Raw genomic sequence first — 21,870 nt, 5'->3', positions numbered from 1 at the left:
GGAGGCTGGCAAGGAAATCTGCTACAGGTTCCCCCGACCTGTATAGAGTTTCCTTGTGAAGTCGGCGGACGGGTCGGGGGCTGAGAACACGCCGCTGCGTGGGCTCCCGGCGACCTTCACCTATTCCCAAGCCCTCGAAGCCGGCCTTTCGGAGTGGCAGTTGTACCGGCTGCGCGATCGAGGGCTCGTCGAACGTGTCGGCAGAGGTCTCTACCGGCGGCCTGATGCCGAGGCGGCGGACATCGATCTCATCGAAGTCGCCAGCCGCGCTCCGTCAGCCACACTATGCCTGGTCACGGCCCTTGCCCGGCACGGTCTCACTGATGAAATCCCCGCTCGCATCGACGTCGCGCTACCTCGCGGGCAGCATCGGCCCGCCACCACGTCGCCGGTCGCCTGGCACTCGTTCGACCCGGCCACGTTCCAGATCGGTCGCACCGAGCTGCGACTGGATCCGGAGACCTCGATCGGGCTCTACAACCCTGAGCGCAGCATCCTCGATGCCGTCCGCCTGCGGCACCAGGAAGGGCCGGAACTGGCGTATGCGTCGCTGAGGCGCTGGCTGCGGCGGAGCGGCGCATCACCGTCGGCGCTGCTGACGATGGCTCGGCACTTCCCCAAGGCCGAGCGCCCTCTTCGAGAGGCGCTGGAGATCCTGCTGTGACGACACGCCCGACCCGTTCCACCGTCGCTGGCCGCGCCTATCTCGACCTGCAGAATCTCGCTCGCCGCACGGGTCGTCCCACGGATGAGCTGCACCAGGTCTACGCCCTGGAGGGTTTCTTCGCCCGGGTGACTCACTCCCCGTACGCGGACAAGCTCGTCCTCAAGGGCGGCGTGCTACTCGCCGCCTACACCGCCCGGCGGCCCACCCGCGACGTGGATCTCCAAGTCGATGGATCTCCAACGAGACCGATCAGGTGCTCGGCATCGTCCGCCAGATCGCGGCTCTGCACCTCGACGACGGTCTCGTGTTCGACGCGGCGGGCGCAGGCGCCGAGACGATCCGAGACGACGACGTGTACTCCGGAGTCCGCGTCACCCTGGCCGGCACTCTCGCCGCCGCGCGTCTGACCTTCCACGTCGACGTCAACGTGGGCGACCCGATCTGGCCCGATCCGCAGCAGGTCAAGCTGCCGCGTCTGCTCGACGGGGAAATCATCGTCACCGGCTGTCCGCTTCCGATGGTGCACGCGGAGAAATTGGTGACGGCACTGCAGCGCGGCGAGGCAAATACCCGCTGGCGCGACTTCGCCGACGTCTACCTGCTGTCGAATCGGCACGATGTCGATGGCGACGACCTGGCGGCGGCGGTGCAGCGGGTCGCTGAGTACCGCGAGGTGACGCTTGAGCCGCTGAGTCGCGCGCTCGACGGATATGCGGCGCTGGCGCAACCACGATGGGCGGCTTGGCGGCGTAAGCACCGCCTCGACGATCGGCTTCCCCGGGACTTCGGCGAGGTGTTGCAGCGGGTGTCGGAGCTCGCCGACCCCGCGCTGGCCGGAACCTGCCGTGGGCGAACCTGGATCGCGGCCGCCTCGACGTGGACTGGCACGTGATCACAGGCGAGGTACGGCATGCGGGCCCGGATCCGCAGGTGCCGTCCGCCACCCGCGATCCGGGCGGCGGACGGCCGGGCGTTCCTAGTAGAGCAGGTGGGGCTTGCGCTGCTGGTTGAAGGCCGCCAGCTCGTCGGCCCAGGCGCCGACCACGTCGTCCACGTCGGCGCCCGCGTCGATCATCGTGCGCAGCCGCGGCGACCCGGTGAGCTTGTCGATCCAGTACGGACGCACGGTGTCCCACGAGTCGCGCCGCCACGCGAAGGCCTCGTACTTGTGCGCCTCCACCAGCATCGCGACCGCCGTGCGGATCGGGTCGTACGTCGCGCGGTCGACGACCTTGACCTCGACCCCGGCGCAGAGCTTGTTGAGCAGCGCGGGCTTCTGCCCGGCGGACGTCGGCGTGAAGTACGCCTCGCGGAACTCGACGCCGGGCAGTTCGCGGGCGTTGAGCCGGTCGGACCAGTGGTAGTCGAAGTCGTCGGCCAGCCCGCCGATCAGCTCGAACGGCTTGCACGTGCCCCGGCCCTCGGTGAGCGAGGCGACGCCCTCGAACAGGCCGGTGCCGGGGTAGACCAGCGCGGTGTCCGTGGTGGGCATGTTCGGGCTGGGCAGCACCCAGGGCAGGTCGGTGTCGGCGGCCAGCTTGTCGCGCTTCCAGTGCCGGCACTTCACGACGTGCAGGTCGACCTGGCGGCCGGCCTCGGCGGGGAGGAACTCGGCGTTGAAGAACCGGGCCAGCTCGCCGACGGTCATGCCGTGCTGCTGGACGATCTCCTTCAGGCCCACCCCGGAGGTGTAGCCGGCGGTCATCATCGGCCCGTAGGCCCGGCCGCCGACCGGGTTCGGCCGGTCCAGCACCACGTACCGCTTGCCGACGCGGGCCGCGGCCATCATCGAGGTGTACATCGTCCAGATGTACGTGTAGAAGCGGGCGCCGACGTCCTGGATGTCGAAGACGACGGTGTCGACGCCGGCCTGGGTGAACATGGTCTCCCACTTGGCCAGCGAGGCGCCGTACGCGTCGTAGACGGTGATTCCGGTGCGGGCGTCGATGCCGGTGCCCTCGCTGCCGCCGGCCTGCGCCGAGCCGCGGAAGCCGTGCTCGGGGCCGAAGGCGGCGGCCAGCCGCACCGTGCCGGAGGCGTGCATCAGGTCGACCAGGTGCCGGTAGGCCGAGTCCACGCCGGTGGGGTTCGAGATCACCCCGACCCGCTGGCCGGCGAGTTCGGCGAAGTCGGACCGGACGAGCACGTCTAGCCCGGTCTCCACGTGGCGGATGCCGGGCGCGGCGTGACCGGCCGCGCCGGGTGCCGTCGCCGCGACCGCGCCCGCGGTGACCGCACCCGCTCCGGCCAGGAACTTCCTTCGCTCCATGTCGACCCTCCCGTCGGTTTGGTCGAAACTTAGCTACACGTTGATGCCCCGTCAAGGAAGGTTAGCTACAAAGTGGGGGTCGACGGGTCCGGCCGGCGGCGTTGTCGGACCTGCCGCCCCGGCGGCGCGTGGTGCGGGCCCACCGGTCGGGCGGTGCTCCATACTGGCCCGGTGTTCACCCTCGCCCAGGCCCGCCACCTGATCGCCACCCTGCGCCCGCGCGTCGACGAGCTGATCCGGCTGCGGGCCGACCTGGCCGAGCTGCGCGTCGACCTGGCCGACCGGGGCGCCAGCCCGCTCGGCGGGCTCGCCGAGGTCAAGGGGCTGGAGGCGCGGCTGCACGCCCTCGTCGAGGAGCTGCACTCCCACGACATCCAGGTGAAGGGGATCGCGCCGGTCCTGCTGGACTTCCCCGGCGAGCGCGACGGTCGGCCGGTGCTCTGGTGCTGGCTGGAGGGGGACACCGACGTGCGCTGGTACCACCGGGTGGAGTGCGGCTTCGCCGGTCGCCGCCCGCTCTGATCCCGGCCCGGCGGGGGACCGGTCGGCCCGTCGGCCGCGCCGGTGGTGCATCGGCCCGCAGTTCGACGGCCTCGTCGGCCCCTCCGGCGTGCGTCAGGCCAGGGACGCGAGCATGGCCGGGGAGACGTTCCCGCCGCTGAGGACCAGCACGGTACGGGTGCCCGGTCCGGCGTCGACCAGGCCGGCCCGCAGCGCGGCGAGGGTGACGGCGGCGGACGGTTCGACCAGGAGCTTCGTCGCGTCCAGCAGCTCCCACCAGGCGGCCCGGATGTCCTCCTCGGACACCTCGACCACCTCGTCCACGAGCGTGCGGACGTGCGCCAGGGTGTGCCGCCCCGCGAACGGCGCCGCCAGCCCGTCGGCGATCGACGTCGGTCGTACCGCCAGGGCGTCGCCGCCGGTGCGCAGCGCGTGGCCGACCGCGTTGGCGGTGGCCGGCTCGACCCCGACGACGCGGGCGGTGGGAACGGCCGCCCGGACGGCCGACGCCACCCCGCTGATCAGCCCGCCGCCGCCCATCGGCACGAGGACCAGCTCCGGCGGCGGGCCGTCGGCCAGGATCTCCCTGCCGACGGTGGCCTGGCCGGCGATGACGTCCGGCTCGTCGAACGGGTGCACGAGGTGGTAGCCGCGTTCCGCCGCGAGGGCCTGGCAGGTGCCCAGCAGGTCGTCGGTGAGGACGACCTCGCCGCCGTACCGCCGGACCGCCTCGATCTTGGTCGGCACCGCCTGCGGTGGCATGCAGACGACGGTCGGCAGGCCGAAGGCGCGACCGGCGAAGGCCACGGCCATCGCGTGGTTGCCGGCGGAGAAGGCGGTCAGCCCGGCGGGCGTCCCCTCCCGCTCGACGCGGGCGAGCAGCGCGTTCAGCGCGCCCCGCACCTTGAAGCTGCCGGTGTGCTGGAGGTTCTCCGCCTTGACCGCGAGGTCGAGCCGGAGCGGGTCGCCGAGGCGAGGGCAGGGCAGCAGCGGCGTGCGGACGACCCACCCCGCGACGCGCTTCTCGGCCGTGTCGATGTCGTCCACGGTGGTGAGCTGCACCGTCGCAGCCTAGCCCGGCCCGCCCGGCAGCACCGCTCGTCCGGACGCACCGCCTTGGTCCGGTCGCATCGCTCGGCCGGACGCACCGCCCGGCCGGTCGCGCCGTCCGTGGTGCGACCGGCCGTGGTGCCGGCGGCCGGACCGTCGCGCCACGGTGGGCGGGCGGTGCGGCGGTGCCGGCCGGAGGGGCGAACGCTCAGCGGGTGGCCTCGGTCAGGGCGGCCCGCACCCTGGCGGCGTCGGCCGGCGCCTCGCGCTCCCAGTCCGCCGGGTCGGCCGAGTAGATGGTCCCGTAGGCGGGGGTGTCCGGCTGGTAGCGCCAGCTCTCGGCGAGGGTGCCGGCGTCCACGGCGTCGTAGCCGATCCGGTCGAGGAAGGCGGTGGCCTCCGCCTTCGCGCCCGCGTTGTCGCCCGCGATGGGCAGCGCGCTGCGGTCGTCGGCGCCGGTCGGCCGGGCCAGCGAGTGCAGATGCTTGAAGAAGATGTTGTTGAACACCTTGACCACCCGCGACTGCGGCAGGTGCCGCTGGAGCAGTTCGCTGCTGGTGGTGGAGCCCGAGTCGAGCTCGGAGAACCGGCCGTCCCGCTCCGGGTAGTAGTTGTTGGTGTCCAGCACGAGCTTGCCGGCCAGCGGCTCGACCGGCACGTCCCGGTACGCCTTCAGCGGGATGGTGACGACCACCAGGTCGCCGGCCTCCGCAGCCTCGCTGGCCGTGGCCGCCCGGGCGCGCGGGCCCAGCTCCTCGACGAGATCCTTCAGGGTCTCCGGGCCGCGCGAGTTGCTCAGCACCACGTCGTAGCCGGCGGCTACCGCCAGCCGCGCCACCGTGCCGCCGATGTGTCCACTGCCGATCAGTCCCACAGTTGTCATGTCGGTCCCCAACCTCGTTCGCGGCGACGGTATTCCCCACCGGTGTGGTCGACAATTCCGTCTGGTGTCTGGTGTTCGGCGGGCCGGCCGGCGGGGGCGGCCCGGGCGGCGTCGGACCGGGCGCGCAGTGGCGGTGACGGCCTGCGCCGCCCGCCCAACGTACTGCCGGCCAGGGGGCCGGGGGCCGGCTTCGGGACAACGCCCGCCGGGCGGCCCGCAACGCCGTCACGGCGGGAACGATGTCGGCCCCGGCGGCTAGCCTGCCTCCACTTGCGAACACGGAACGGGGAGTGCGATGGGCACGTGGGCGGCGGGACCGTTCGACAACGACGAGGCGGCGGACTGGTGTGCCGACCTCGACGAGGCGTCGCCGGAGCGGCGGCCCCGGCTGGTGGAGCTGGCGCTGCGCGAGGCGGTGCGGGAGGGCGACTTCCTGGACGCGGGGCCCGGCGCCAAGGCGGTCGCGGCGTCGGCGGTGGTCGCCGCGCACCTCCCCGGCGGCCCGCCGGTCGACTCGGCGTACGCGCCGGACTTCCTCACCGCCGGCGGGCGTCTGACGCTCACCGCGGAGCTGTCGGCGCTGGCCCTGCGGGCGCTGGACCGGGTGCTCGCCGACGGGTCCGAGCTGGCCGAGCTCTGGGAGGAGGCCGGGGAGCTCGACGAGTTCGCCGCCGCGCTCGCCCCGATCCGGGTCGCGCTGGCCGATCCGACCGGGGCCGCCGTCGTCGCGGGCTGAGGCGCGAGGGTCACGGCCGGCGGGGCCCGGGCGGGGTGCGCCCGCTCCGGCCGCCCGGATCGCCGTCGCGCCGGACCGCCACCACCACCCGCTCGACGCGTTCGCCGGTCGTCGGGTCGGTCCAGACGAGCACCACCGGCCTGGCCGCCGCGGAGAGCTCCCGGGCGAAGGGCGGCAGGTCCTCGGGCGACATCCGGATGTAGGACGTCGCGTCCTCGAACCGGCCGCGCAGGTGCTCCAGCGTGGAGCGGTGCCGCCCCGGGCCGTCGAGGTGCGCGGGAGCCGGCGGGAGGTGCCGCAGGCGGCCGTGGTCGCGCAGCACGTCGTCGGGCACGGCGGCGTCGAGCACCACCCGCCCGGCGTCGAGCGGACGCTGGATGCTGACGTGGTGCTCGGGCCGGACCTGGCCCGGGGTGAGTGCCGGCTGCACCGCGAAGAACATCCCGCCCCCTCCACTCGGACCAGGTGTCGCCGATCGTAGTCCGTTCGGCACACAGCGGCACGGCCGAGGCGGGTGCCCTTAGGGCCTGTTTCATAAGAACTGGCCGGCCCGCGGCGGGCCCGGACGACGACCGGCGGCGTTGCGGTTTCGTCCGGATACAACACCGGTATCCGGACGAAACCGCGCCTTGCCGGATCGCCGCCCGGACTCCGCCTCGGCTCGACCGCCCTTATGAAACAGGCCCTCAGGCCGCCGGGGGCAGCACCTTCTCGATCGCGGCGCGCAGGTCGGCCGAGCCGGGCTCGACGGTGGGCGCGAACCGGGCCGCAACCGTGCCGTCCGGGGCGACGAGGAACTTCTCGAAGTTCCACCGCACGTCGCCGGCGTGGCCCTCCGCGTCGGCCGTGCCGACCAGCGCCGCGTAGAGCGGGTGGCGGCCGGGGCCGTTCACGTCGACCTTCTCGGTCAGGGGGAAGGTGACCCCGTAGTTGACCTGGCAGAAGTCGCTGATCTCGGCGGCGTTGCCCGGCTCCTGGCCGGCGAACTGGTTGCAGGGCACGCCGAGCACCACCAGGCCGCGGTCGGCGTACTCGTCGTGCAGCGCCTGGAGGCCGGCGTACTGCGGGGTGAGGCCGCAGCGCGAGGCGACGTTGACCACCAGCAGGGCGCGTCCGCGGTGCCGCGCGAGGTCGGCCGGACCTCCGGCCAGGGCGTCGATCCGGGTGTCGAAGACGGTCATGGGTCGAGGCTACGTGGCGTCGCCGGGCCGTCGCCCGGGGGAGCGGTCGGAGGGCTGGTCGCGCTCCCAAGGTAAATCGATACATCGACATCTTGACGAATGGATGACGGCGTGAGTAGCGTCTCACCATCAATCTGGAAAGTTTCCTAACTGTTTAGGGAGACGCCGCATGAAGAGATCGCTCCGCCGGGCCCTCTGGGTCGGCGCCGTGATGGCGGTCACCGCCGCCACGGTCCCGATGGCCAGTGCGTTCGGCGCCGGCAGCGTGACCGCCGGCTTCGCCAAGGCGCAGGACTGGGGGACCGGTCACGAGACGCGGGTGACCGTCACCAACGGGACGAGCGCCCCGGTGAGCACCTGGCGCATCGAGTTCGACCTGCCGTCGGGCACCAGCATCAGCAGTTCCTGGGACGCCGACGTCACGCGCACCGGCGACCACTACGTCGCCGTCAAGAAGAGCTGGGCCGGCCCGATCGCGGCGGGTGCCTCGTTCAGCTGGGGCTACAACGGCACCGGCGCGTACAAGGCGCCGCTGAACTGCACGATCAACGGCGCGCCGTGTGGCGGCGGCACCCCGCCCCCCACCACCGCGCCGCCGACCACCACCCCGCCGACCACGGCGCCGCCGACCACCCCGCCGCCGACCACGCCTCCGCCGACCACCCCGCCGCCGGGCCCGGGCGGCAAGAAGGTCGTCGGCTACTTCGCGCAGTGGGGCGTCTACGCCCGCAACTACCACGTGAAGAACATCCACACGAGTGGTTCGGCCGCCAAGCTGACCCACATCCTGTACGCCTTCGGCAACACCACCGGTGGCCGCTGCACCATCGGTGACAGCTACGCCGACTACGAGAAGGCCTACACCGCGGCGGACAGCGTGGACGGCGTCGCCGACACCTGGGACCAGCCGCTGCGCGGCAGCTTCAACCAGCTGCGCAAGCTCAAGAAGATGTACCCGAACCTGAAGGTGATCTGGTCCTTCGGCGGTTGGACCTGGTCGGGCGGCTTCACTCAGGCCGCGCAGAACCCGGCCGCGTTCGCCGAGAGCTGCCACAACCTGGTCGAGGACCCGCGCTGGGCGGACGTCTTCGACGGCATCGACGTCGACTGGGAGTACCCGAACGCCTGCGGGCTCACCTGCGACAGCAGCGGCCCGAACGCCTTCAAGAACGTGGTCAGCGCGCTGCGGTCGAAGTTCGGCTCGTCCGCGCTGGTCACCGCCGCGATCACGGCGGACGGCAGCAACGGCGGCAAGATCGACGCCACCGACTACGCCGGCGCCGCGACGCACCTCAACTGGATCATGCCGATGACGTACGACTACTTCGGCGCCTTCAACGCGCAGGGCCCCACCGCCCCGCACTCCCCGCTCACCTCGTACGCCGGCATCCCGCAGCAGGGCTTCTGGTCGGACGCGGCGATCCAGAAGCTCAAGAGCAAGGGCATCCCGTCGGACAAGCTGCTGCTCGGCATCGGCTTCTACGGCCGGGGCTGGACCGGGGTGACCCAGACCGCCCCGGGTGGCACCGCCACCGGCCCCGCCCCGGGCACCTACGAGCAGGGCATCGAGGACTACAAGGTCCTCAAGAACACCTGCCCGGCCACGGCCACCGTCGCCGGCACGGCGTACGCCAAGTGCGGCAGCAACTGGTGGAGCTACGACACCCCCTCCACGATCAACGGCAAGATGACGTACGCGAAGAACCAGGGCCTCGGTGGCGCGTTCTTCTGGGAGCTCTCCGGTGACACCGGCAACGGCGAGCTGATCGGCGCCATCAAGGGCGGTCTCGGCTGAGCCGAGGGCCGACGCACCACCCACACGGCGGGGAGGGACCGCGCACCGGTCCCTCCCCGCCCGCTGTGCCCGGGCCGACGCGGGGGAGTGTCCCGCGTCGGCCCGGTGGCGTCCGGGCACGGGCGAGACGCGTGCCGGTGACCGGGCGGTTCGGGCGCGGCGGCGTCGGGGCACGTGCGTCGATGTGACAGACTCGCCGCTCAACGGGCTCGATGTCCACGGCGACGGAGGTGGCGATGCGCGCGACGCGCGGGAGGCTCGCGGCGGGCGCCGTGCTGCTCGGGACCCTTCCCCTCGTCCTGCTCGGCTGCGGTATCGGCGAGGAGGAGGATCCGGCGACCAAGCCCGGACGGGCCCCGGCCGAGGAGGCCACCACGAAGTCGCGGGAGCGGGTGCAGGCCTACCTCGACGCGATGACCGCCAAGGACGTCGCGGCCGGGCGCAGCCAGCTCTGCGCCGCCCTCCAGGAGAGCTTCGACGCCGCCGCGACCGGCCCCAACGGCGACTTCGCCGACCACTTCACGGTGCCGCAGGCCGAGATCACCGACATCCGCTCCGGTCCCCGGGGCCAGGAGGTGAGCACGTCGATCTCGGTCGCCGCCGGCTCCCGCACGCTCACCCGGCCGCTGCTGTTCACGGTCACCCGCGACGGCGCCGACTGGTGCATCGCCGCCGAGGCGCCTGGTGGCAACACCCCGACCCCTGCCGCCACCCCCTGACCCACCTCCCGGGTGAGCCCGCTCTCACCTGCCGGAACCATCCCCCTCGCCGGTCGGTCGCCGGGCCGCTCGCCGTACGCTTTCTGTCATGCGCCATGAGTGGCATCAGCTGAGCCATCCCGCGGTGGGCAGCCCTGGGCTGCAGACCAGCCGTCCGACCGTCGACTCCGCCGAGGACGCGGCCCTCGGCCTCGACCGCTGGCGGGAACTGCCGCGCACACAGATTCCGCCGTGGCCGGATCCGGCGGAGGTCGCCGAGGTCTGCAAGGTGCTCGACACGGTGCCCTCGGTGGTGGCGCCCTACGAGGTCGACCAGCTCCGCCAACGGCTGGCGCTGGTGTGCGAGGGCAAGGCGTTCCTGCTCCAGGGCGGCGACTGCGCGGAGACCTTCGCCGACAACACCGAGAGCCACCTGCTGGCCAACGCCCGCACCCTGCTCCAGATGGCGATCGTGCTCACCTACGGCGCCTCGCTGCCGGTGGTCAAGGTGGCCCGGGTAGCCGGGCAGTACACCAAGCCCCGGTCGCTGCCGACCGACGCGCGCGGGCTGCCCGCCTACCGCGGCGACATGATCAACTCGCTGGAGGCGACACCGGAGGCCCGGGCCGCCGACCCGCAGCGCATGATCCGGGCGTACGCGAACTCGGCCGCCGCGATGAACATGCTCCGCGCGTACCTGGCCGGCGGGCTGGCCGACCTGCACGCCGTGCACGACTGGAACAAGGGTTTCGTCAAGAACTCCCCGGCCGGCGAGCGCTACGAGGCGATCGCCCGCGAGATCGACCGGGCGCTGGCCTTCATCCGGGCCTGCGGGATGACCGACGACGAGGCGCTGCGCACCGTCACCCTCTACTGCTCGCACGAGGCCCTCGCCCTGGAGTACGACCGGGCGCTGACCCGGGTCTCCGACCGCCGGGCGTACGGGCTGTCCGGGCACTTCCTGTGGATCGGCGAGCGCACCCGGCAGATCGACGGGGCGCACATCGACTTCATCTCCCGCATCGCCAACCCGATCGGCGTGAAGCTCGGCCCGACGACGACCCCCGACGAGGCCATCGAGCTCTGCGAGAAGCTCAACCCGGAGAACGTCCCCGGCCGGCTCACCCTGATCAGCCGGATGGGCAACCACCGGGTCCGCGACGCCCTGCCGCCGATCGTGGCGAAGGTGACCGCCGCCGGCGCCAAGGTGGTCTGGCAGTGCGACCCGATGCACGGCAACACGCACGAGTCGTCCAACGGCTACAAGACCCGGCACTTCGACCGCATCGTCGACGAGGTGCTCGGCTACTTCGAGGTGCACCGGGGCCTGGAGACCCACCCGGGCGGGCTGCACGTGGAGCTGACCGGTGAGGACGTCACCGAGTGCCTCGGCGGCGCCCAGGGCATCGAGGACCTCGACCTGCCCGGCCGCTACGAGACCGCCTGCGACCCGCGACTGAACACCCAGCAGTCGCTGGAGCTGGCCTTCCTCGTGGCGGAGATGCTCCGTGGCTGACGCGAGGAGTGAGCTTGCGAGCCCCGCAGTCGGCGGCCGAAGGGATGACAGTGGCTGACGCGAGGAGTGAGCTTGCGAGCCCCGCAGTCGGCGGCGGAGGGATGACAGTGGCTGACGTTTTCGTCGATCTTCGTTCGGACACCGTGACCCGGCCCACGCCGGGGATGCGGGAGGCGATGGCCACCGCCGACGTCGGCGACGACGTCTACGGCGAGGACCCGACCGTCAACGCGCTGGAGGCCGAGGTCGCCGCGCTGTTCGGGCACGAGGCGGCGCTGTTCGCCCCGAGCGGGTCGATGGCCAACCAGATCGCCCTGCAACTGGTCGTGCCGCCGGGCGACGAACTGCTCTGCGACGCCGACGCGCACGTGGTGACGTACGAGATCGGGGCCGCCGCCGCGTACGGTGGCATCTCCTCGCGGACCTGGTCACCGGTGGGCGCGGAGCTCGACCCGGACGTGGTCGCCGCGATGATCCGTCCTGAGGGCTACCACGCGGTTCCCACCCGGGCGATCGCCGTCGAGCAGACCCACAACCGGGGCGGGGGCGGGGTGATCCCGCTGGCCACCCTGCGCGAGCTGCGCCGGATCGCCGACGACGCGGGCGTGGCCCTGCACTGCGACGGGGCCAGGATCTGGCACGCGCACGTCGCCGACGGCGTGCCGCTGACCGAGTACGGCGCGCTGTTCGACACCCTGTCGGTCTGCCTGTCCAAGGGGCTCGGCGCGCCGGTCGGCTCGCTGGTCGTCGGCAGCGCCGACAAGATCGCGCGGGCCCGGGTGCTCCGCAAGCGGATGGGTGGCGGGATGCGGCAGGCGGGCGTCCTGGCCGCCGCCGGTCGGTACGCGCTGACCCACCACGTCGACCGGCTCGCCGCCGACCACGCGAAGGCGGCCCGGCTCGCCGAGGCGATCGCCCCGTTCGGGGTGCTGGCCACGACCGTCCGGAGCAACCTGGTGCCGCTGGACCTGACCAAGGCGCCCCTGGACGCGCACGCCCTGGCCACCGCCGCCCGCGCCGAGGGCGTCCTGGTCTCGGTGCTCGGCCCCCGCACCGCCCGCCTGGTCACCCACCTGGACGTCGACGACGCCGGCATCGACCGCGCCGTCGAGGTCCTCACCCGCGTCCTGCGGGGCTGACCGCCCCGCAGGCCCCGCGTCAGGGGTGCAGGCGCCTGAGGGTGGCGATGTCGGCGGCGTGGCCGACGTGCTTCTCCGTCGGCGTCTCCACCACGACCGGGACGCCGGCGGTGGCCGGATGCGCCATCAGCTCGGCGAACGCCGGCTCGCCGATGGTGCCCTTGCCGATGTTCTCGTGCCGGTCCCGGGTGGAGCCGCAGAGGTCCTTCGAGTCGTTCGCGTGCACCAGCCGGAGCCGGTCGGCCCCGACCGTCGCCACGAGCGTGTCCAGCGTCGCGGTCATGCCGCCCTCGGCGGCCAGGTCGTGCCCTGCGGCCCAGGCGTGGCACGTGTCGAAGCAGACCCCGAGCCAGGGGTGCCGTTCCACGGCGTCGAGGTAGGGCCCGAGCTGCTCCACGCGGGAGGCGAGCGAGCGACCGCCGCCCGCGCTCGGCTCGACCAGCAGCCGCGGGCCGTCCGCTGCCGCCGCCTCGTCGAGCAGCGGCAGCAGCGTCTCGCGTACCTGCCGCATGGCGGCCTCGGCGTACCCCTCGTCGACCGCGCTGCCGGCGTGGAAGACCACGCCCTCGGCGCCGATCGCCCGGCCCCGGCGCAGCGCGTGGGCGAGCGTCTCCGCCGAACGCTCGACCGTGTTCGCGGTGGGGGAGCCGAGGTTGACCAGTAGGGACGCGTGGATGAAGACGGGCACGCCCCGCTCGCCGCAGCCGTCGCGGAACAACGCGTCCTGGGCCGGGTCGCCGGGCGGCAGCGCCCAGCCCCGCGAGTTGGACACGTAGACCTGCACGACCCGCGAGCCGGCCGCGTCGGCGTACGGCAGGGCGGCCCTCGCCAGGCCGCCGGAGGTGGGCGTGTGCGAGCCGACCAGCCGCTGCGGTGCCGGCATCGCTACATGCATCCGAGGGTGACCGGGGTGGCCGGCGGCACCTGCGTGTTCTCCGGCGGGTTCTGGAACCGGGTGATGCCGTTCGGGTTGAACTGGATCGCCACCGGGAAGCCCTGGCTCTCCAGGAGCTGCTTGGCCTGCTGGCAGGGCAGGTCGATGACCCGGGGCACGGCGACCAGCGGCGGGCCCTTGCTGAGTTCCAGCTTGACCTTCGCTCCCCGCTCCACCCCGGTGCCGTCGGCCGGGCTCTGCCCGAGGATCTCGTCCTTGGGCTTGTCGGAGTCCTTGTAGGTGGGCTCCACCAGCTCCAAGCCCAGCTGGGCGAGGATCGTCCTGGCCTCACCCAGGCTCTTGCCGACCAGGTTGGGCACGGAGATCGGGGCCTTGCCCTTGCTGAGGACGACCGTGACCTTGTCGCCCGGCTTCACCTCGGCGCCGACCTTCGGGTTGGTCTCCAACACGACGCCCGCGGGCAGGTTGTCGTCGTAGCGGGCGGCACCCTTCGCCACCACCAGCTTCGCGTCGAGCAGGTCCGCCTCGGCGAGCTCGAACTCCTTGCCCACCACGTCGGGCACCGGGAAACGCTCCGGCCCCAGCGAGAGGGTCAGCGTGATCGTGCCGCCCTTGACGATCCGGGTGGCCGAGGCCGGGTCCTGCGCCAGGACGGCGTCCTTCGGGACCTTCTCGTCGTAGCGCGGTTCGGCGTAGCTGAGGACGACCCCGAGGCGGGCGGCCTGCGCCTCCGCCTCGGCCTTGGTCATCGCCACCAGCTGCGGGGCCTCCGTGTAGCGTCCGGCCGCCAGCCACCAGCCACCGCCGGCGACCAGCAGGACCAGCACCACCGCGGCGGCGATGACCGCCCTGCGGCCGCGCGGGTCGCCCATCACCCGGGTGCGCAGCGCGGACAGCCGCGACCCCAGGCTCTCGCCCTCGTCGGGCTCGGCCCGGCGACGGCCCGCCCGGGGGGCGGCGCCCTCGGGCAGCCGGGCCCAGGCGGGCCGCTCGGCCGGCTGGACCGCCGCGACCATCATGGTCGGCCCGGCCATCGGCTCGTCGGACACCCGGCGCAACACGGCGGTACGCGTGTTCGCGTCGCCCAGGTCGTCCCGGACCGCCTGCACCTCGGCCAGCAACGCGCCGGCGTCGGTCGGCCGGGCGCCCGGATCACGCCGGGTGGCCCGGGCGACCAGTTCGTCGAGCGCCTTGGGCAGGCCGGGCACCAGGGTCGACGGCGTCGGGACGTCGTTGTCGACGTGCTGCCAGGCGACGTCGACCGGACGGTCCCCGTCGTAGGGCACCCGGCCGGTGAGCATCTCGAACAGCACGATGCCGGCGGAGTAGACGTCGGTGCGGGGGTCGGCGTGCCCGTCGGTGACCAGCTCCGGGGCCACGTACGCGACCGTGGCCATCAACTGGTTGCCGTTCTCGTCGTCGGCGCTCGCCTCGACCGCCTGGGCCAGCCCGAAGTCGGCGACCTTGACGACGCTGTCGACCAGGTTGGCCGCGCCGCCGGTGGGGGCCTCGGCGACCAGCACGTTCTCCGGCTTCACGTCGCGGTGCACAAGCCCCGCCCGGTGCGCGGCGGCGATCGCGGCGAGCATCTGCTCGGCGATGGCCAGCGCCTCGTCGGGGTTGAGCCGGCGCCGCTCGGCGAGCACGTCGCGCAGGGTGCGACCGCGGACGTACTCCATCACGAGGTAGGGCAGGCCCGAGTGTCTGCCCTGGTCGTAGACGGCGACGACGTTGGGGTGGGTCAGCCGGGCGATGGTCTTCGCCTCGTCGGTGAACCGCTCCACGAAGCCCGCCGTCCGCGCCCCTGGTTCCGGGGCCTGCGACGGATGAATGATCTTGAGTGCGACGGTGCGCTCGAGGCGTTCGTCGGTGGCGGTGTACACGGTCGCCATGCCGCCACGGGCCACGCGACCGCGGATGCGGTAGCGCCCGTCGATCAGCGAGCCCAGCAACGTGTCGGCGACCTGTGTGTCCATCGGCAGGGAGTCTATGTGTCCAGGGGGTGAAGGTTGAACAGGATGCTACAGATGGGGTGCGACCAGGACTGCCCCGCCGCGCTCGCTTCCCCCGTCGGCCCTGCTCAGCCGGCTCGTGGGGGTGCCGTTGACCCCGACCGGGCGGGGCATGGCAGGGTGGTCCGGTGACCGACTCAGTACCCGCCGACCGGGCCGTGCCCGGCCCCGAATCCGCCGGCCCCGCCGACGCCGCCGACTGGCTGACCCTGCCGGACGTGGCCGAGCGCCTCGACGTGTCGATCAGCAAGGTCCACCAGATGATCCGGGACCGGGAGCTGATCGCGGTACGCCGCGACGGCGTCCGCCGGGTACCGGCCGACCTGGTGGCCAACCAGACGGTGCTGAAGCACCTGCCCGGCGTGCTCAACCTGCTGGCCGACGGGGGCTACGACGACGAGGGCGCGCTGCGCTGGCTCTACGAGCCGGACGACACCCTGCCGGGCGGCACCCCCGCGAAGGCGCTCGCCGGCGACCAGGCCCGCGAGGTGAAGCGCCGGGCCCAGGCCCTGGGCTTCTGACCCCGCCCCTGCCCCTCGCTCCCGCGCGGGGTGGGCCGGGTCAGCGGGTCAGTCGGCGCGGCGGGTGGCGGCGATGGCCAGGTCGACCAGGGCCTGCCGGGCCTCGGTGTCCAGGTCGACGGCGGCCAGCGCCGCCAACGCGGTGTCGGTCAGCACACCGATCCGCTGCTCCGTACGCGCCAGCGCCCCGCTGCCGTCGATCAGCTCGCGCAGCCGGGTGACCCCGGCCTCGTCCAGCCCGGGATCGCCGAGCCCGCCGAGCAGCAGTTCCCGGCCCGCCTCGTCGGTCGTCTCCAGGGCCGCCGCCACCAGGTAGGTCCGCTTGCCCTCACGTAGGTCGTCGCCGGCCGGCTTGCCGGTCTGGGCGGGATCGCCGAAGACCCCCAGCACGTCGTCGCGGAGCTGGAACGCCTCGCCCAGCGGCAGCCCGTACGCGGAGTACGCCGCCCGGACCTCCGCGGGCGCGTCGGCCAGCGCGGCGCCGAGCAGCAGCGGCCGTTCGACCGTGTACTTCGCCGACTTGTAGCGGGCGACCTTGCCGGCCCGCTCCACCGAGGTGTCCCCGGTGACCTGGGTCAGCACGTCGAGGTACTGGCCGACGGTGACCTCGGTGCGCATGGCGTCGAAGACCGGCCGGGCCCGGGCCACCGTGTGCGGGTCCAGCCCGGCGGAGTGCAGCAGGGCGTCGGACCACACCAGGGACAGGTCGCCCAGCAGGATCGCCGCCGAGTCGCCGAAGCCGTCCGCGTCGCCGCCCCAGCCGGACGCCCGGTGCCGGGCCGCGAACCGCCGGTGCACCGCCGGCTCGCCGCGCCGGGTGTCGGAGCGGTCCATCAGGTCGTCGTGGATGAGCGCGCTGGCCTGCACGAACTCCAACGCGGCCAGGGCGGTGACCACCTGGTCGGTGTCCACCCCGCCGGCTCCCCGGAATCCCCAGTAGGCGAACGCCGGGCGCAGTCGCTTGCCGCCGCCGAGGACGAACGCCTCGATCGCCTCGGCGAGCGGAGCAAGGGCGTCGTCGACCCCGGCCATCCAGGCGCGCTGGCTCGCCAGGAACTCGGTCAGGGCCTTGTCGATCCGTTGGCGCAGCCCGGCGCGGTCGACGGGGGAAACAGGAGCAGCGTGGGTCACGCCACGACGCTAGCCGGTCGGGGTGGACCCCGTCGCGGCACCGGGGGGCCGACGCGCCGCACGCCACGTGGGAGCCCGCCGGCCGACCGGCCCAGGTGGCGGCCCCGGACGGGGCAGATACGGAGCCGCCGCGGCGGCGAGCGCCCGGTGGCGCCGGACGGCCGGCTCGTCGCCGTGCCCGGCCAGCCGCCGGCGTACGTCGGTCAGTTGGCCCACCGCGCGGGGCGACCCGGCGCGGACCGCGTCGAGCAGCGCCTCGCCGGCCACCGCGCAGGCCCGCTCCACCTCGCCGAGTTGCAGGTAGCCCCGGGCCAGCCAGCCGCCGTAGATCGCGGAGGTGCGGGGGCCGCGCCGCCGGACGGCGTGCAGGGGCGCCTCGGCCGGGAGCGGTCGGCCCAGAGCGACCAGCGCGCGGCCGGTCATCGCCGCCAACTCGGGCCCGTCGAGCCAGTAGAGCCACGGCGGCTCCCGGCCCGGCTCCGGCGCGTCGGTCATCCGGCGGGCCGCGTCGAGCGCCTGCCGGGCCGCCCCCGCCCGGCCGCCGAGCGCCGCGGCCAGGGCCACCCGATGCAGCAGCAGGGCACGCAGACCGGGGCTGGCCGACCGCCGTGCCCCCGCGTACGCGGTGCGGGCCAGCACCAGCGCGCCCTCCGGGTCGCCGACGCCGGTGAGCAGGTGGCTGGCCGAGCCGAGCACGTGCCCGGCGAGCGACGGGTCGCCGGCCGTCGCGGCGGCGCGCAGTGCCAGCCGGTACGCGTCCAGGGCGCCGGTGGCGTCCCCCGCGTCCGCGGCGAGCCAGCCGGCGAGCTGGGCGGACTCGGCCAGCTCGGGCAGCAGTCGGGGGCGTGCGGAGGGGGCGCACCCGGACAGCGCCCGCACCGCCCGTCTGAGCCGGTATGCCCCGAGCCCGGCCAGGTCGGCCCCGCCGACGAGGTCGTCGAGCCGGCGCAGCTCCGCCAGCCGTACCGGCCCCGTGCCGTCGCCCCCGACGGCGGGCCGGGTGGGAGTGCCGGGCAGCAGCACGGCGCGCGGGTCGGCGAGCCAGCGCTGGGCCAGGGCGAGCAGCGCCGCCCGGGGCCGGGACCCGCCGAAGGCCGGCGGCGGACCGAGGCTGCGGGTGCGGGCCGCGGCGGTGGCCAGCAGGTCGGCCGGCACCGCGAGGACCACGGCGAGCCAGCCCAGCCAGAACTCGCCGGGGACGCGCAGCTGCCGCTCCCACCGGGAGACCTCGTGCCGGCTGAGGGTCGGCACGCCGGACGCGGCGCAGAGCTCGGCCGCGACGCGTAGCTGGCTCCAGCCCCGGGCCAGCCGGAGCTGGGCGAGCAGCGGCCCGAGCAGTTGCGGGCCGGGCGGCGGGGGCGGCGTCATCGGTCCTCCGGGACGGCGTCGGCGTGGCGGTGGCGCGTACCCCGGAACGGGACCGTGCGCCACCGGTGGATGCTGACCCCGCGCGTGCCCCCGGCGGGTCGGCCTTCCGGCCGGGCCCACCCCGCGCAACCCCATGACTACTCCGGGGGTACGACGCTTTCCGGCCCCCGGCGGGGCCGGCGGCCGTGCGGTCCTTGTCCACCAGTGTGGGAAGGTCTCGGCCCGGAGGGCCCGGCCCGCTAGAGTCGGGGCGTGGCGCTCGGTCTTCCATCGGTCCTCCCCAATCCGCAGCCGGCGATCGGGGAGCTCATCCGTGACCGCCAGCCGACCTTCTCCTTCGAGTTCTTCCCGCCCAAGACCCCGCAGGGCGAGCGGCTGCTGTGGCAGGCGATCCGCGAGCTGGAGTCGCTGCGCCCGTCGTTCGTCTCGATCACCTACGGCGCGGGCGGGTCGACCCGCGACACCACCGTCGCGGTCACCGAGCGGATCGCCACCGAGACCACCCTGCTGCCGATGGCCCACCTGACCGCGGTCAACCACTCCGTGGCCGAGCTGCGCCACGTCATCGGCCGGCTCGCCGGGGTCGGGGTGCGCAACGTGCTCGCCGTGCGGGGCGACCCGCCGGGAGACCCGGGCGGCGACTGGGTGCGCCACCCTGAGGGGGTGCTCTACGCCGAGGACCTGGTCCGCCTGGTGCGCGACGCCGGCGACTTCAGCGTCGGGGTGGCGGCCTTCCCCTTCAAGCACCCGCGGTCACCCGACGTCGACAGCGACACCGAGCACTTCGTGCGCAAGTGCCGGGCCGGCGCCGACTTCGCGATCACCCAGATGTTCTTCGACGCCGACGACTACCTGCGGCTGCGCGACCGGGTCGCCGCCACCGGCTGCGACACCCCGATCCTGGCCGGCGTGATGCCGGTGACCCAGATCGGCACCATCGAGCGCTCCACGCAGCTCTCGGGGGCGCCCTTCCCGCCGGCCCTGGCCGAGCGGTTCGCGAAGGTCGCCGACGACCCGGAGGCGGTGCGCCGGCTCGGCGTCGAGCAGGCCAGCGAGATGTGCCGGCGGCTGCTCGACGAGGGCGTGCCGGGGATCCACTTCATCACCCTCAACCGTTCCACCGCCACCCGCGAGGTGTGGCAGAACCTCCAGGTCGACGCGCGGGTGTGACCCCGGTGCCGCGACACCTCAGCGGCGGTGCGACGGTTGTTCCGTGGTGGGCACACAGCTGAACTGGGACGAGTACGCCACGGCCTGGGCACGGCTGCACGGGGGCTTCGACCCCCGGGCGGCGGCCCCCGTCGTCCGCGCCTGGCTGCGGTTCGCCTACCACGTCGGGTTCGTGCTGGGCCGGCTGCGGGTCGGCCCGACCCCGGTCACCGTGGTCGGCGTGCTGCTCTGCGCCTGCGTGCCGCTGTTCGCCGTACGGCCGCAGGACGGCCCCTTCCTCGCGGCGCTGTTCGTGCTGCTCGCCGCGGTGGCGGACAGCGTCGACGGCGCGGTGGCGGTGGCCACGAACCGGACCACCCGGCTCGGCTACGTCTACGACTCGCTGGCCGACCGGCTCGGCGAGGTCGCCTGGCTGGCCGCGTTCTGGCTGGTCGGCGCGCCGGGGGCGCTCGTGGTGACCGCCGGCGCGCTCTCCTGGCTGCACGAGTACGTCCGCGCCCGGGCGGTCTCCGCCGGCATGCGGGAACTCGGCGCGGTGACCGTGGGGGAGCGCCCCACCCGGGTCTCGGTGGCTCTGGTGGGGCTGCTGCTGGCCGGGCTGACCGGGCTCATCGAGCTGGACCTGGCGGCCGGCACGATCACCATGGCGACCGCCGTCTGGGTGCTGTTGGCCGGGTTCGGCCTCGGCCAACTGCTCTCCGCCGTCCGCCGCGCCCTGATCGACGCCGGCTGACCGCGCACCGGCCCGTTCGGACGGTCTCTGACCCGGGGTGCCGTGGTGTGAGGAAGGGGCCCTTCCTCTGCCTCAGGCGTCAACAAGGTGCCCTTCCTTACACCCGAAGGAGCTACCAGGCGGGGCCGATGTCGTCGGCGACGATCTGGGCGGAGAGGGTCACCATCGGCAGGCCACCGCCGGGGTGGCTGGAGCCGCCGACCAGCCACAGCCCGTGCGCCGGGCCCCGGTTGGCCGGGCGCAGCAGGCCGCCGGCGGTGCCGTAGATCGAGCCGCCGGGCGCGCCGGTCGCGTCGTCCAGGTCGGCCGGGGTGCGGACCTCCCGGAACACCAGCCGGTCCCGCACGTCGACGCCGCGCTCGGCCAGCACGTCGAGGACCCGGTCGGCGTACGCCTCGGCGAGGCCGGGCCGGCGCCAGTCGACGGCACCGGTGGCGGTGCCGTGCCGGGGTGCGTTGACCAGCACGAACCACGCCTCGTGGCCGGCCGGCCGGACCACCGGGTCGTCGGCCACGGTGACGAAGACGGTGGGATCGGCCGCCGGTCGGGCCCGCACGCCGCGCCCCGGGTGGCCGAAGACCGCGTCGAACTCGGCGTCGTAGTCGCCGGGGAAGAACACGTTGTGGTGGGCCAGCCCGGAGTCCCCGGTCAGGCCGAGCAGCAGCACGAAACCGGCCAGGCTGCGGTCGGTCAGCCCGACCAGCCGGCGCGGGCTGGGCAGCAGGTCCCGGTAGAGGGTGAGCGCGTCGACGTTGGCCACCACCACGTCGGCGGGGACCGGGGCGGTGACGCCGCGCAGGCGTACGCCGTGCACCCGCCCGCCCGCGGCGTCGATCCGGGTGACCGTGGCGCCGGTCCGCACGATCACGCCGAGGTCCAGGCAGCGGGTCAGCAGCGCGTCGGCGAGCGTGCCCAGCCCGCCGCGCAGGTACCAGCCGCCGAAGGTCAGCTCGGCGTAGGGCACGGCGACCAGCGCGGCCGGCGCCCGGCGCGGGTCGGCGCCGGTGTAGGTGGCGTACCGGTCCAGCAGCATCCGTAGCCGGGGGTCGGACAGGTGCCGTCGGCCCAGCCCGCGCAGCGTCCGGCCCGGCCCGATGGCGGCCAGGTCGCCCAGCCGCCAGGCCAGCGCGGCCAGGTCCAGCGGGGAGTCGATCGGGCGGCGCAGGATGTCCCGGTGCGAGGCCTGCCACACCCGCGCGGCCCGGCGCCACAGCCGCTGCCAGTCCGCGGCGGCCCGGTCGCCGAAGGCCGCGCCGATCCGGGCGGCGAACTCGGCCGGGTCCGCGCACGAGTCGAGGGCCGCGTCGCCGCCGGGGAAGACGTGCCGCACGATCGGGTCCACCGGCGTCAGGTCCAGGTACTCGTCGAGCTTCGCGCCGGTCGCCTCGAACAGGTCGTGGAAGACGTCGGGCAGGGTGAGCAGGCTCGGCCCGGTGTCGAAGTGGAACGCGCCTGCCGGCGTGTCGCGGACGTACCGGCCGAGCTTGCCACCGACGGTGCCCGCGCGTTCGAGCACGGTGACCTGGTGCCCGGTGGCGGCCAGCCGGGCGGCGGTGGCCAGCCCTCCCACCCCGGCGCCGACGACCACGATCCGCGCCATGCCGC

Annotated in this window: 19 protein-coding genes and 2 pseudogenes; 11 read left to right on the top strand and 10 right to left on the bottom strand. The window is 74.1% G+C overall.

Features of this window, described 5'->3' with window-relative positions; translation table 11 throughout:
* Window positions 1-55: 55 nt before the first annotated feature.
* Together AC0OO9_RS05950 and AC0OO9_RS05945 are read left to right on the top strand one after the other, a co-directional pair.
* Window positions 56-664 (top strand): type IV toxin-antitoxin system AbiEi family antitoxin domain-containing protein, encoded by a 609-nt coding sequence (locus AC0OO9_RS05950; protein WP_357580206.1) that lies wholly within the window; start codon window positions 56-58, stop codon window positions 662-664.
* Window positions 661-1,559: pseudogene (locus AC0OO9_RS05945) on the top strand (nucleotidyl transferase AbiEii/AbiGii toxin family protein). Before AC0OO9_RS05950 ends, AC0OO9_RS05945 begins: the two are co-directional and overlap by 4 nt.
* 84 nt (window positions 1,560-1,643) lie before the next feature.
* Here AC0OO9_RS05945 and AC0OO9_RS05940 read toward each other — a convergent pair.
* Window positions 1,644-2,936 (bottom strand): exo-beta-N-acetylmuramidase NamZ family protein, encoded by a 1,293-nt coding sequence (locus AC0OO9_RS05940; RefSeq protein WP_484516151.1) that lies wholly within the window; start codon window positions 2,934-2,936, stop codon window positions 1,644-1,646.
* Window positions 2,937-3,107: 171 nt separating this feature from the next.
* Between AC0OO9_RS05940 and AC0OO9_RS05935 the strand changes: the two genes are divergently transcribed.
* On the top strand, window positions 3,108-3,458 hold the full coding sequence (locus AC0OO9_RS05935) for a DUF2203 domain-containing protein (RefSeq protein WP_311411580.1): 351 nt from the start codon (window positions 3,108-3,110) through the stop codon (window positions 3,456-3,458).
* Between the two features lie 93 nt (window positions 3,459-3,551).
* Here AC0OO9_RS05935 and AC0OO9_RS05930 read toward each other — a convergent pair whose 3' ends face one another.
* Window positions 3,552-4,499 (bottom strand): threonine ammonia-lyase, encoded by a 948-nt coding sequence (locus tag AC0OO9_RS05930; protein ID WP_484516149.1) that lies wholly within the window; start codon window positions 4,497-4,499, stop codon window positions 3,552-3,554.
* Between the two features lie 196 nt (window positions 4,500-4,695).
* A pseudogene (locus tag AC0OO9_RS05925) lies at window positions 4,696-5,442 on the bottom strand (NADPH-dependent F420 reductase); the annotation flags it as partial.
* A 223-nt stretch (window positions 5,443-5,665) separates the two neighbouring features.
* Here AC0OO9_RS05925 and AC0OO9_RS05920 point away from each other — a divergent pair.
* A complete protein-coding gene (locus AC0OO9_RS05920; protein WP_484516147.1) occupies window positions 5,666-6,106 on the top strand; it encodes a DUF4259 domain-containing protein in 441 nt (146 codons plus the stop codon).
* Between the two features lie 10 nt (window positions 6,107-6,116).
* On the opposite strand, the gene AC0OO9_RS05915 is transcribed toward AC0OO9_RS05920, so the two are convergent.
* Window positions 6,117-6,548: a hypothetical protein gene (locus tag AC0OO9_RS05915; RefSeq protein ID WP_484516145.1), complete on the bottom strand. Its 432-nt coding sequence runs from the start codon at window positions 6,546-6,548 to the stop codon at window positions 6,117-6,119.
* Between the two features lie 244 nt (window positions 6,549-6,792).
* Window positions 6,793-7,287 (bottom strand): glutathione peroxidase, encoded by a 495-nt coding sequence (locus AC0OO9_RS05910; RefSeq protein WP_484516143.1) that lies wholly within the window; start codon window positions 7,285-7,287, stop codon window positions 6,793-6,795.
* Between the two features lie 169 nt (window positions 7,288-7,456).
* Here AC0OO9_RS05910 and AC0OO9_RS05905 point away from each other — a divergent pair, with 169 nt between their 5' ends.
* The 4 genes from AC0OO9_RS05905 (at window position 7,457) to AC0OO9_RS05890 (ending at window position 12,435) form a co-directional block, all read left to right on the top strand.
* Window positions 7,457-9,082 carry a glycosyl hydrolase family 18 protein gene (locus AC0OO9_RS05905; protein ID WP_484516141.1) on the top strand — a complete coding sequence of 542 codons (1,626 nt, stop codon included), beginning with the start codon at window positions 7,457-7,459 and terminating at the stop codon, window positions 9,080-9,082.
* A 236-nt stretch (window positions 9,083-9,318) separates the two neighbouring features.
* A complete protein-coding gene (locus AC0OO9_RS05900; RefSeq protein ID WP_484516139.1) occupies window positions 9,319-9,801 on the top strand; it encodes a hypothetical protein in 483 nt (160 codons plus the stop codon).
* 88 nt (window positions 9,802-9,889) lie between these two features.
* Window positions 9,890-11,296 carry a class II 3-deoxy-7-phosphoheptulonate synthase gene (locus AC0OO9_RS05895; RefSeq protein WP_311411588.1) on the top strand — a complete coding sequence of 469 codons (1,407 nt, stop codon included), beginning with the start codon at window positions 9,890-9,892 and terminating at the stop codon, window positions 11,294-11,296.
* Window positions 11,297-11,397: 101 nt separating this feature from the next.
* Window positions 11,398-12,435 (top strand): threonine aldolase family protein, encoded by a 1,038-nt coding sequence (locus tag AC0OO9_RS05890; protein ID WP_484516138.1) that lies wholly within the window; start codon window positions 11,398-11,400, stop codon window positions 12,433-12,435.
* 19 nt (window positions 12,436-12,454) lie between these two features.
* Here the strand turns inward: AC0OO9_RS05890 and AC0OO9_RS05885 are convergent, their stop codons facing one another.
* Window positions 12,455-13,318, bottom strand: a complete 864-nt coding sequence (locus tag AC0OO9_RS05885; RefSeq protein ID WP_132236227.1) for a deoxyribonuclease IV — start codon at window positions 13,316-13,318, stop codon at window positions 12,455-12,457.
* Window positions 13,319-13,320: 2 nt separating this feature from the next.
* Window positions 13,321-15,306, bottom strand: a complete 1,986-nt coding sequence (gene pknB, locus AC0OO9_RS05880) for a Stk1 family PASTA domain-containing Ser/Thr kinase (RefSeq protein WP_484516136.1) — start codon at window positions 15,304-15,306, stop codon at window positions 13,321-13,323.
* A gap of 164 nt (window positions 15,307-15,470) precedes the next feature.
* On the opposite strand from pknB, the gene AC0OO9_RS05875 reads away from it, so the two are divergent.
* Entirely contained in the window at window positions 15,471-15,863 is a 393-nt protein-coding gene (locus tag AC0OO9_RS05875) for an Rv2175c family DNA-binding protein (RefSeq protein ID WP_421452194.1), read from the top strand.
* Between the two features lie 48 nt (window positions 15,864-15,911).
* Here AC0OO9_RS05875 and AC0OO9_RS05870 read toward each other — a convergent pair whose 3' ends face one another.
* A complete protein-coding gene (locus AC0OO9_RS05870) occupies window positions 15,912-16,994 on the bottom strand; it encodes a polyprenyl synthetase family protein (RefSeq protein ID WP_484516134.1) in 1,083 nt (360 codons plus the stop codon).
* Window positions 16,995-17,003: 9 nt separating this feature from the next.
* The gene (locus AC0OO9_RS05865) at window positions 17,004-18,362 is read right to left on the bottom strand and encodes an NsdA family TPR-like regulatory protein (protein ID WP_484516132.1); all 1,359 of its coding nucleotides are present in this window, start codon (window positions 18,360-18,362) and stop codon (window positions 17,004-17,006) included.
* Between the two features lie 252 nt (window positions 18,363-18,614).
* Here AC0OO9_RS05865 and metF point away from each other — a divergent pair, with 252 nt between their 5' ends.
* Both metF and AC0OO9_RS05855 read left to right on the top strand, forming a co-directional pair.
* Window positions 18,615-19,532 carry a methylenetetrahydrofolate reductase [NAD(P)H] gene (metF, locus tag AC0OO9_RS05860; protein ID WP_421452188.1) on the top strand — a complete coding sequence of 306 codons (918 nt, stop codon included), beginning with the start codon at window positions 18,615-18,617 and terminating at the stop codon, window positions 19,530-19,532.
* 43 nt (window positions 19,533-19,575) lie between these two features.
* Entirely contained in the window at window positions 19,576-20,265 is a 690-nt protein-coding gene (locus AC0OO9_RS05855) for a CDP-alcohol phosphatidyltransferase family protein (protein WP_484516131.1), read from the top strand.
* A gap of 112 nt (window positions 20,266-20,377) precedes the next feature.
* Here AC0OO9_RS05855 and AC0OO9_RS05850 read toward each other — a convergent pair whose 3' ends face one another.
* On the bottom strand, window positions 20,378-21,865 hold the full coding sequence (locus tag AC0OO9_RS05850) for a phytoene desaturase family protein (protein ID WP_484516130.1): 1,488 nt from the start codon (window positions 21,863-21,865) through the stop codon (window positions 20,378-20,380).
* Window positions 21,866-21,870 lie beyond the last annotated feature (5 nt).

It is taken from the genome of Micromonospora sp. USAFONa4 (assembly GCF_057197825.1).
The sequence above is the reverse complement of the archived record's forward strand: the minus strand, read 5'-3'. Positions and strand labels throughout refer to the sequence as shown.

What these genes read in the sequence shown, in the direction of transcription:
- AC0OO9_RS05865 (WP_484516132.1), bottom strand. Translation starts at nt 18,362, where the DNA reads ATGACGCCGCCCCCGCCGCCCGGCCCGCAACTGCTCGGGCCGCTGCTC.
- AC0OO9_RS05905 (WP_484516141.1), top strand. Translation starts at nt 7,457, where the DNA reads ATGAAGAGATCGCTCCGCCGGGCCCTCTGGGTCGGCGCCGTGATGGCG.
- AC0OO9_RS05895 (WP_311411588.1), top strand. Translation starts at nt 9,890, where the DNA reads ATGCGCCATGAGTGGCATCAGCTGAGCCATCCCGCGGTGGGCAGCCCT.
- AC0OO9_RS05920 (WP_484516147.1), top strand. Translation starts at nt 5,666, where the DNA reads ATGGGCACGTGGGCGGCGGGACCGTTCGACAACGACGAGGCGGCGGAC.
- AC0OO9_RS05890 (WP_484516138.1), top strand. Translation starts at nt 11,398, where the DNA reads ATGACAGTGGCTGACGTTTTCGTCGATCTTCGTTCGGACACCGTGACC.
- AC0OO9_RS05915 (WP_484516145.1), bottom strand. Translation starts at nt 6,548, where the DNA reads ATGTTCTTCGCGGTGCAGCCGGCACTCACCCCGGGCCAGGTCCGGCCC.
- AC0OO9_RS05910 (WP_484516143.1), bottom strand. Translation starts at nt 7,287, where the DNA reads ATGACCGTCTTCGACACCCGGATCGACGCCCTGGCCGGAGGTCCGGCC.
- AC0OO9_RS05885 (WP_132236227.1), bottom strand. Translation starts at nt 13,318, where the DNA reads ATGCCGGCACCGCAGCGGCTGGTCGGCTCGCACACGCCCACCTCCGGC.
- pknB (WP_484516136.1), bottom strand. Translation starts at nt 15,306, where the DNA reads ATGGACACACAGGTCGCCGACACGTTGCTGGGCTCGCTGATCGACGGG.
- AC0OO9_RS05900 (WP_484516139.1), top strand. Translation starts at nt 9,319, where the DNA reads ATGCGCGCGACGCGCGGGAGGCTCGCGGCGGGCGCCGTGCTGCTCGGG.
- AC0OO9_RS05940 (WP_484516151.1), bottom strand. Translation starts at nt 2,936, where the DNA reads ATGGAGCGAAGGAAGTTCCTGGCCGGAGCGGGTGCGGTCACCGCGGGC.
- AC0OO9_RS05850 (WP_484516130.1), bottom strand. Translation starts at nt 21,865, where the DNA reads ATGGCGCGGATCGTGGTCGTCGGCGCCGGGGTGGGAGGGCTGGCCACC.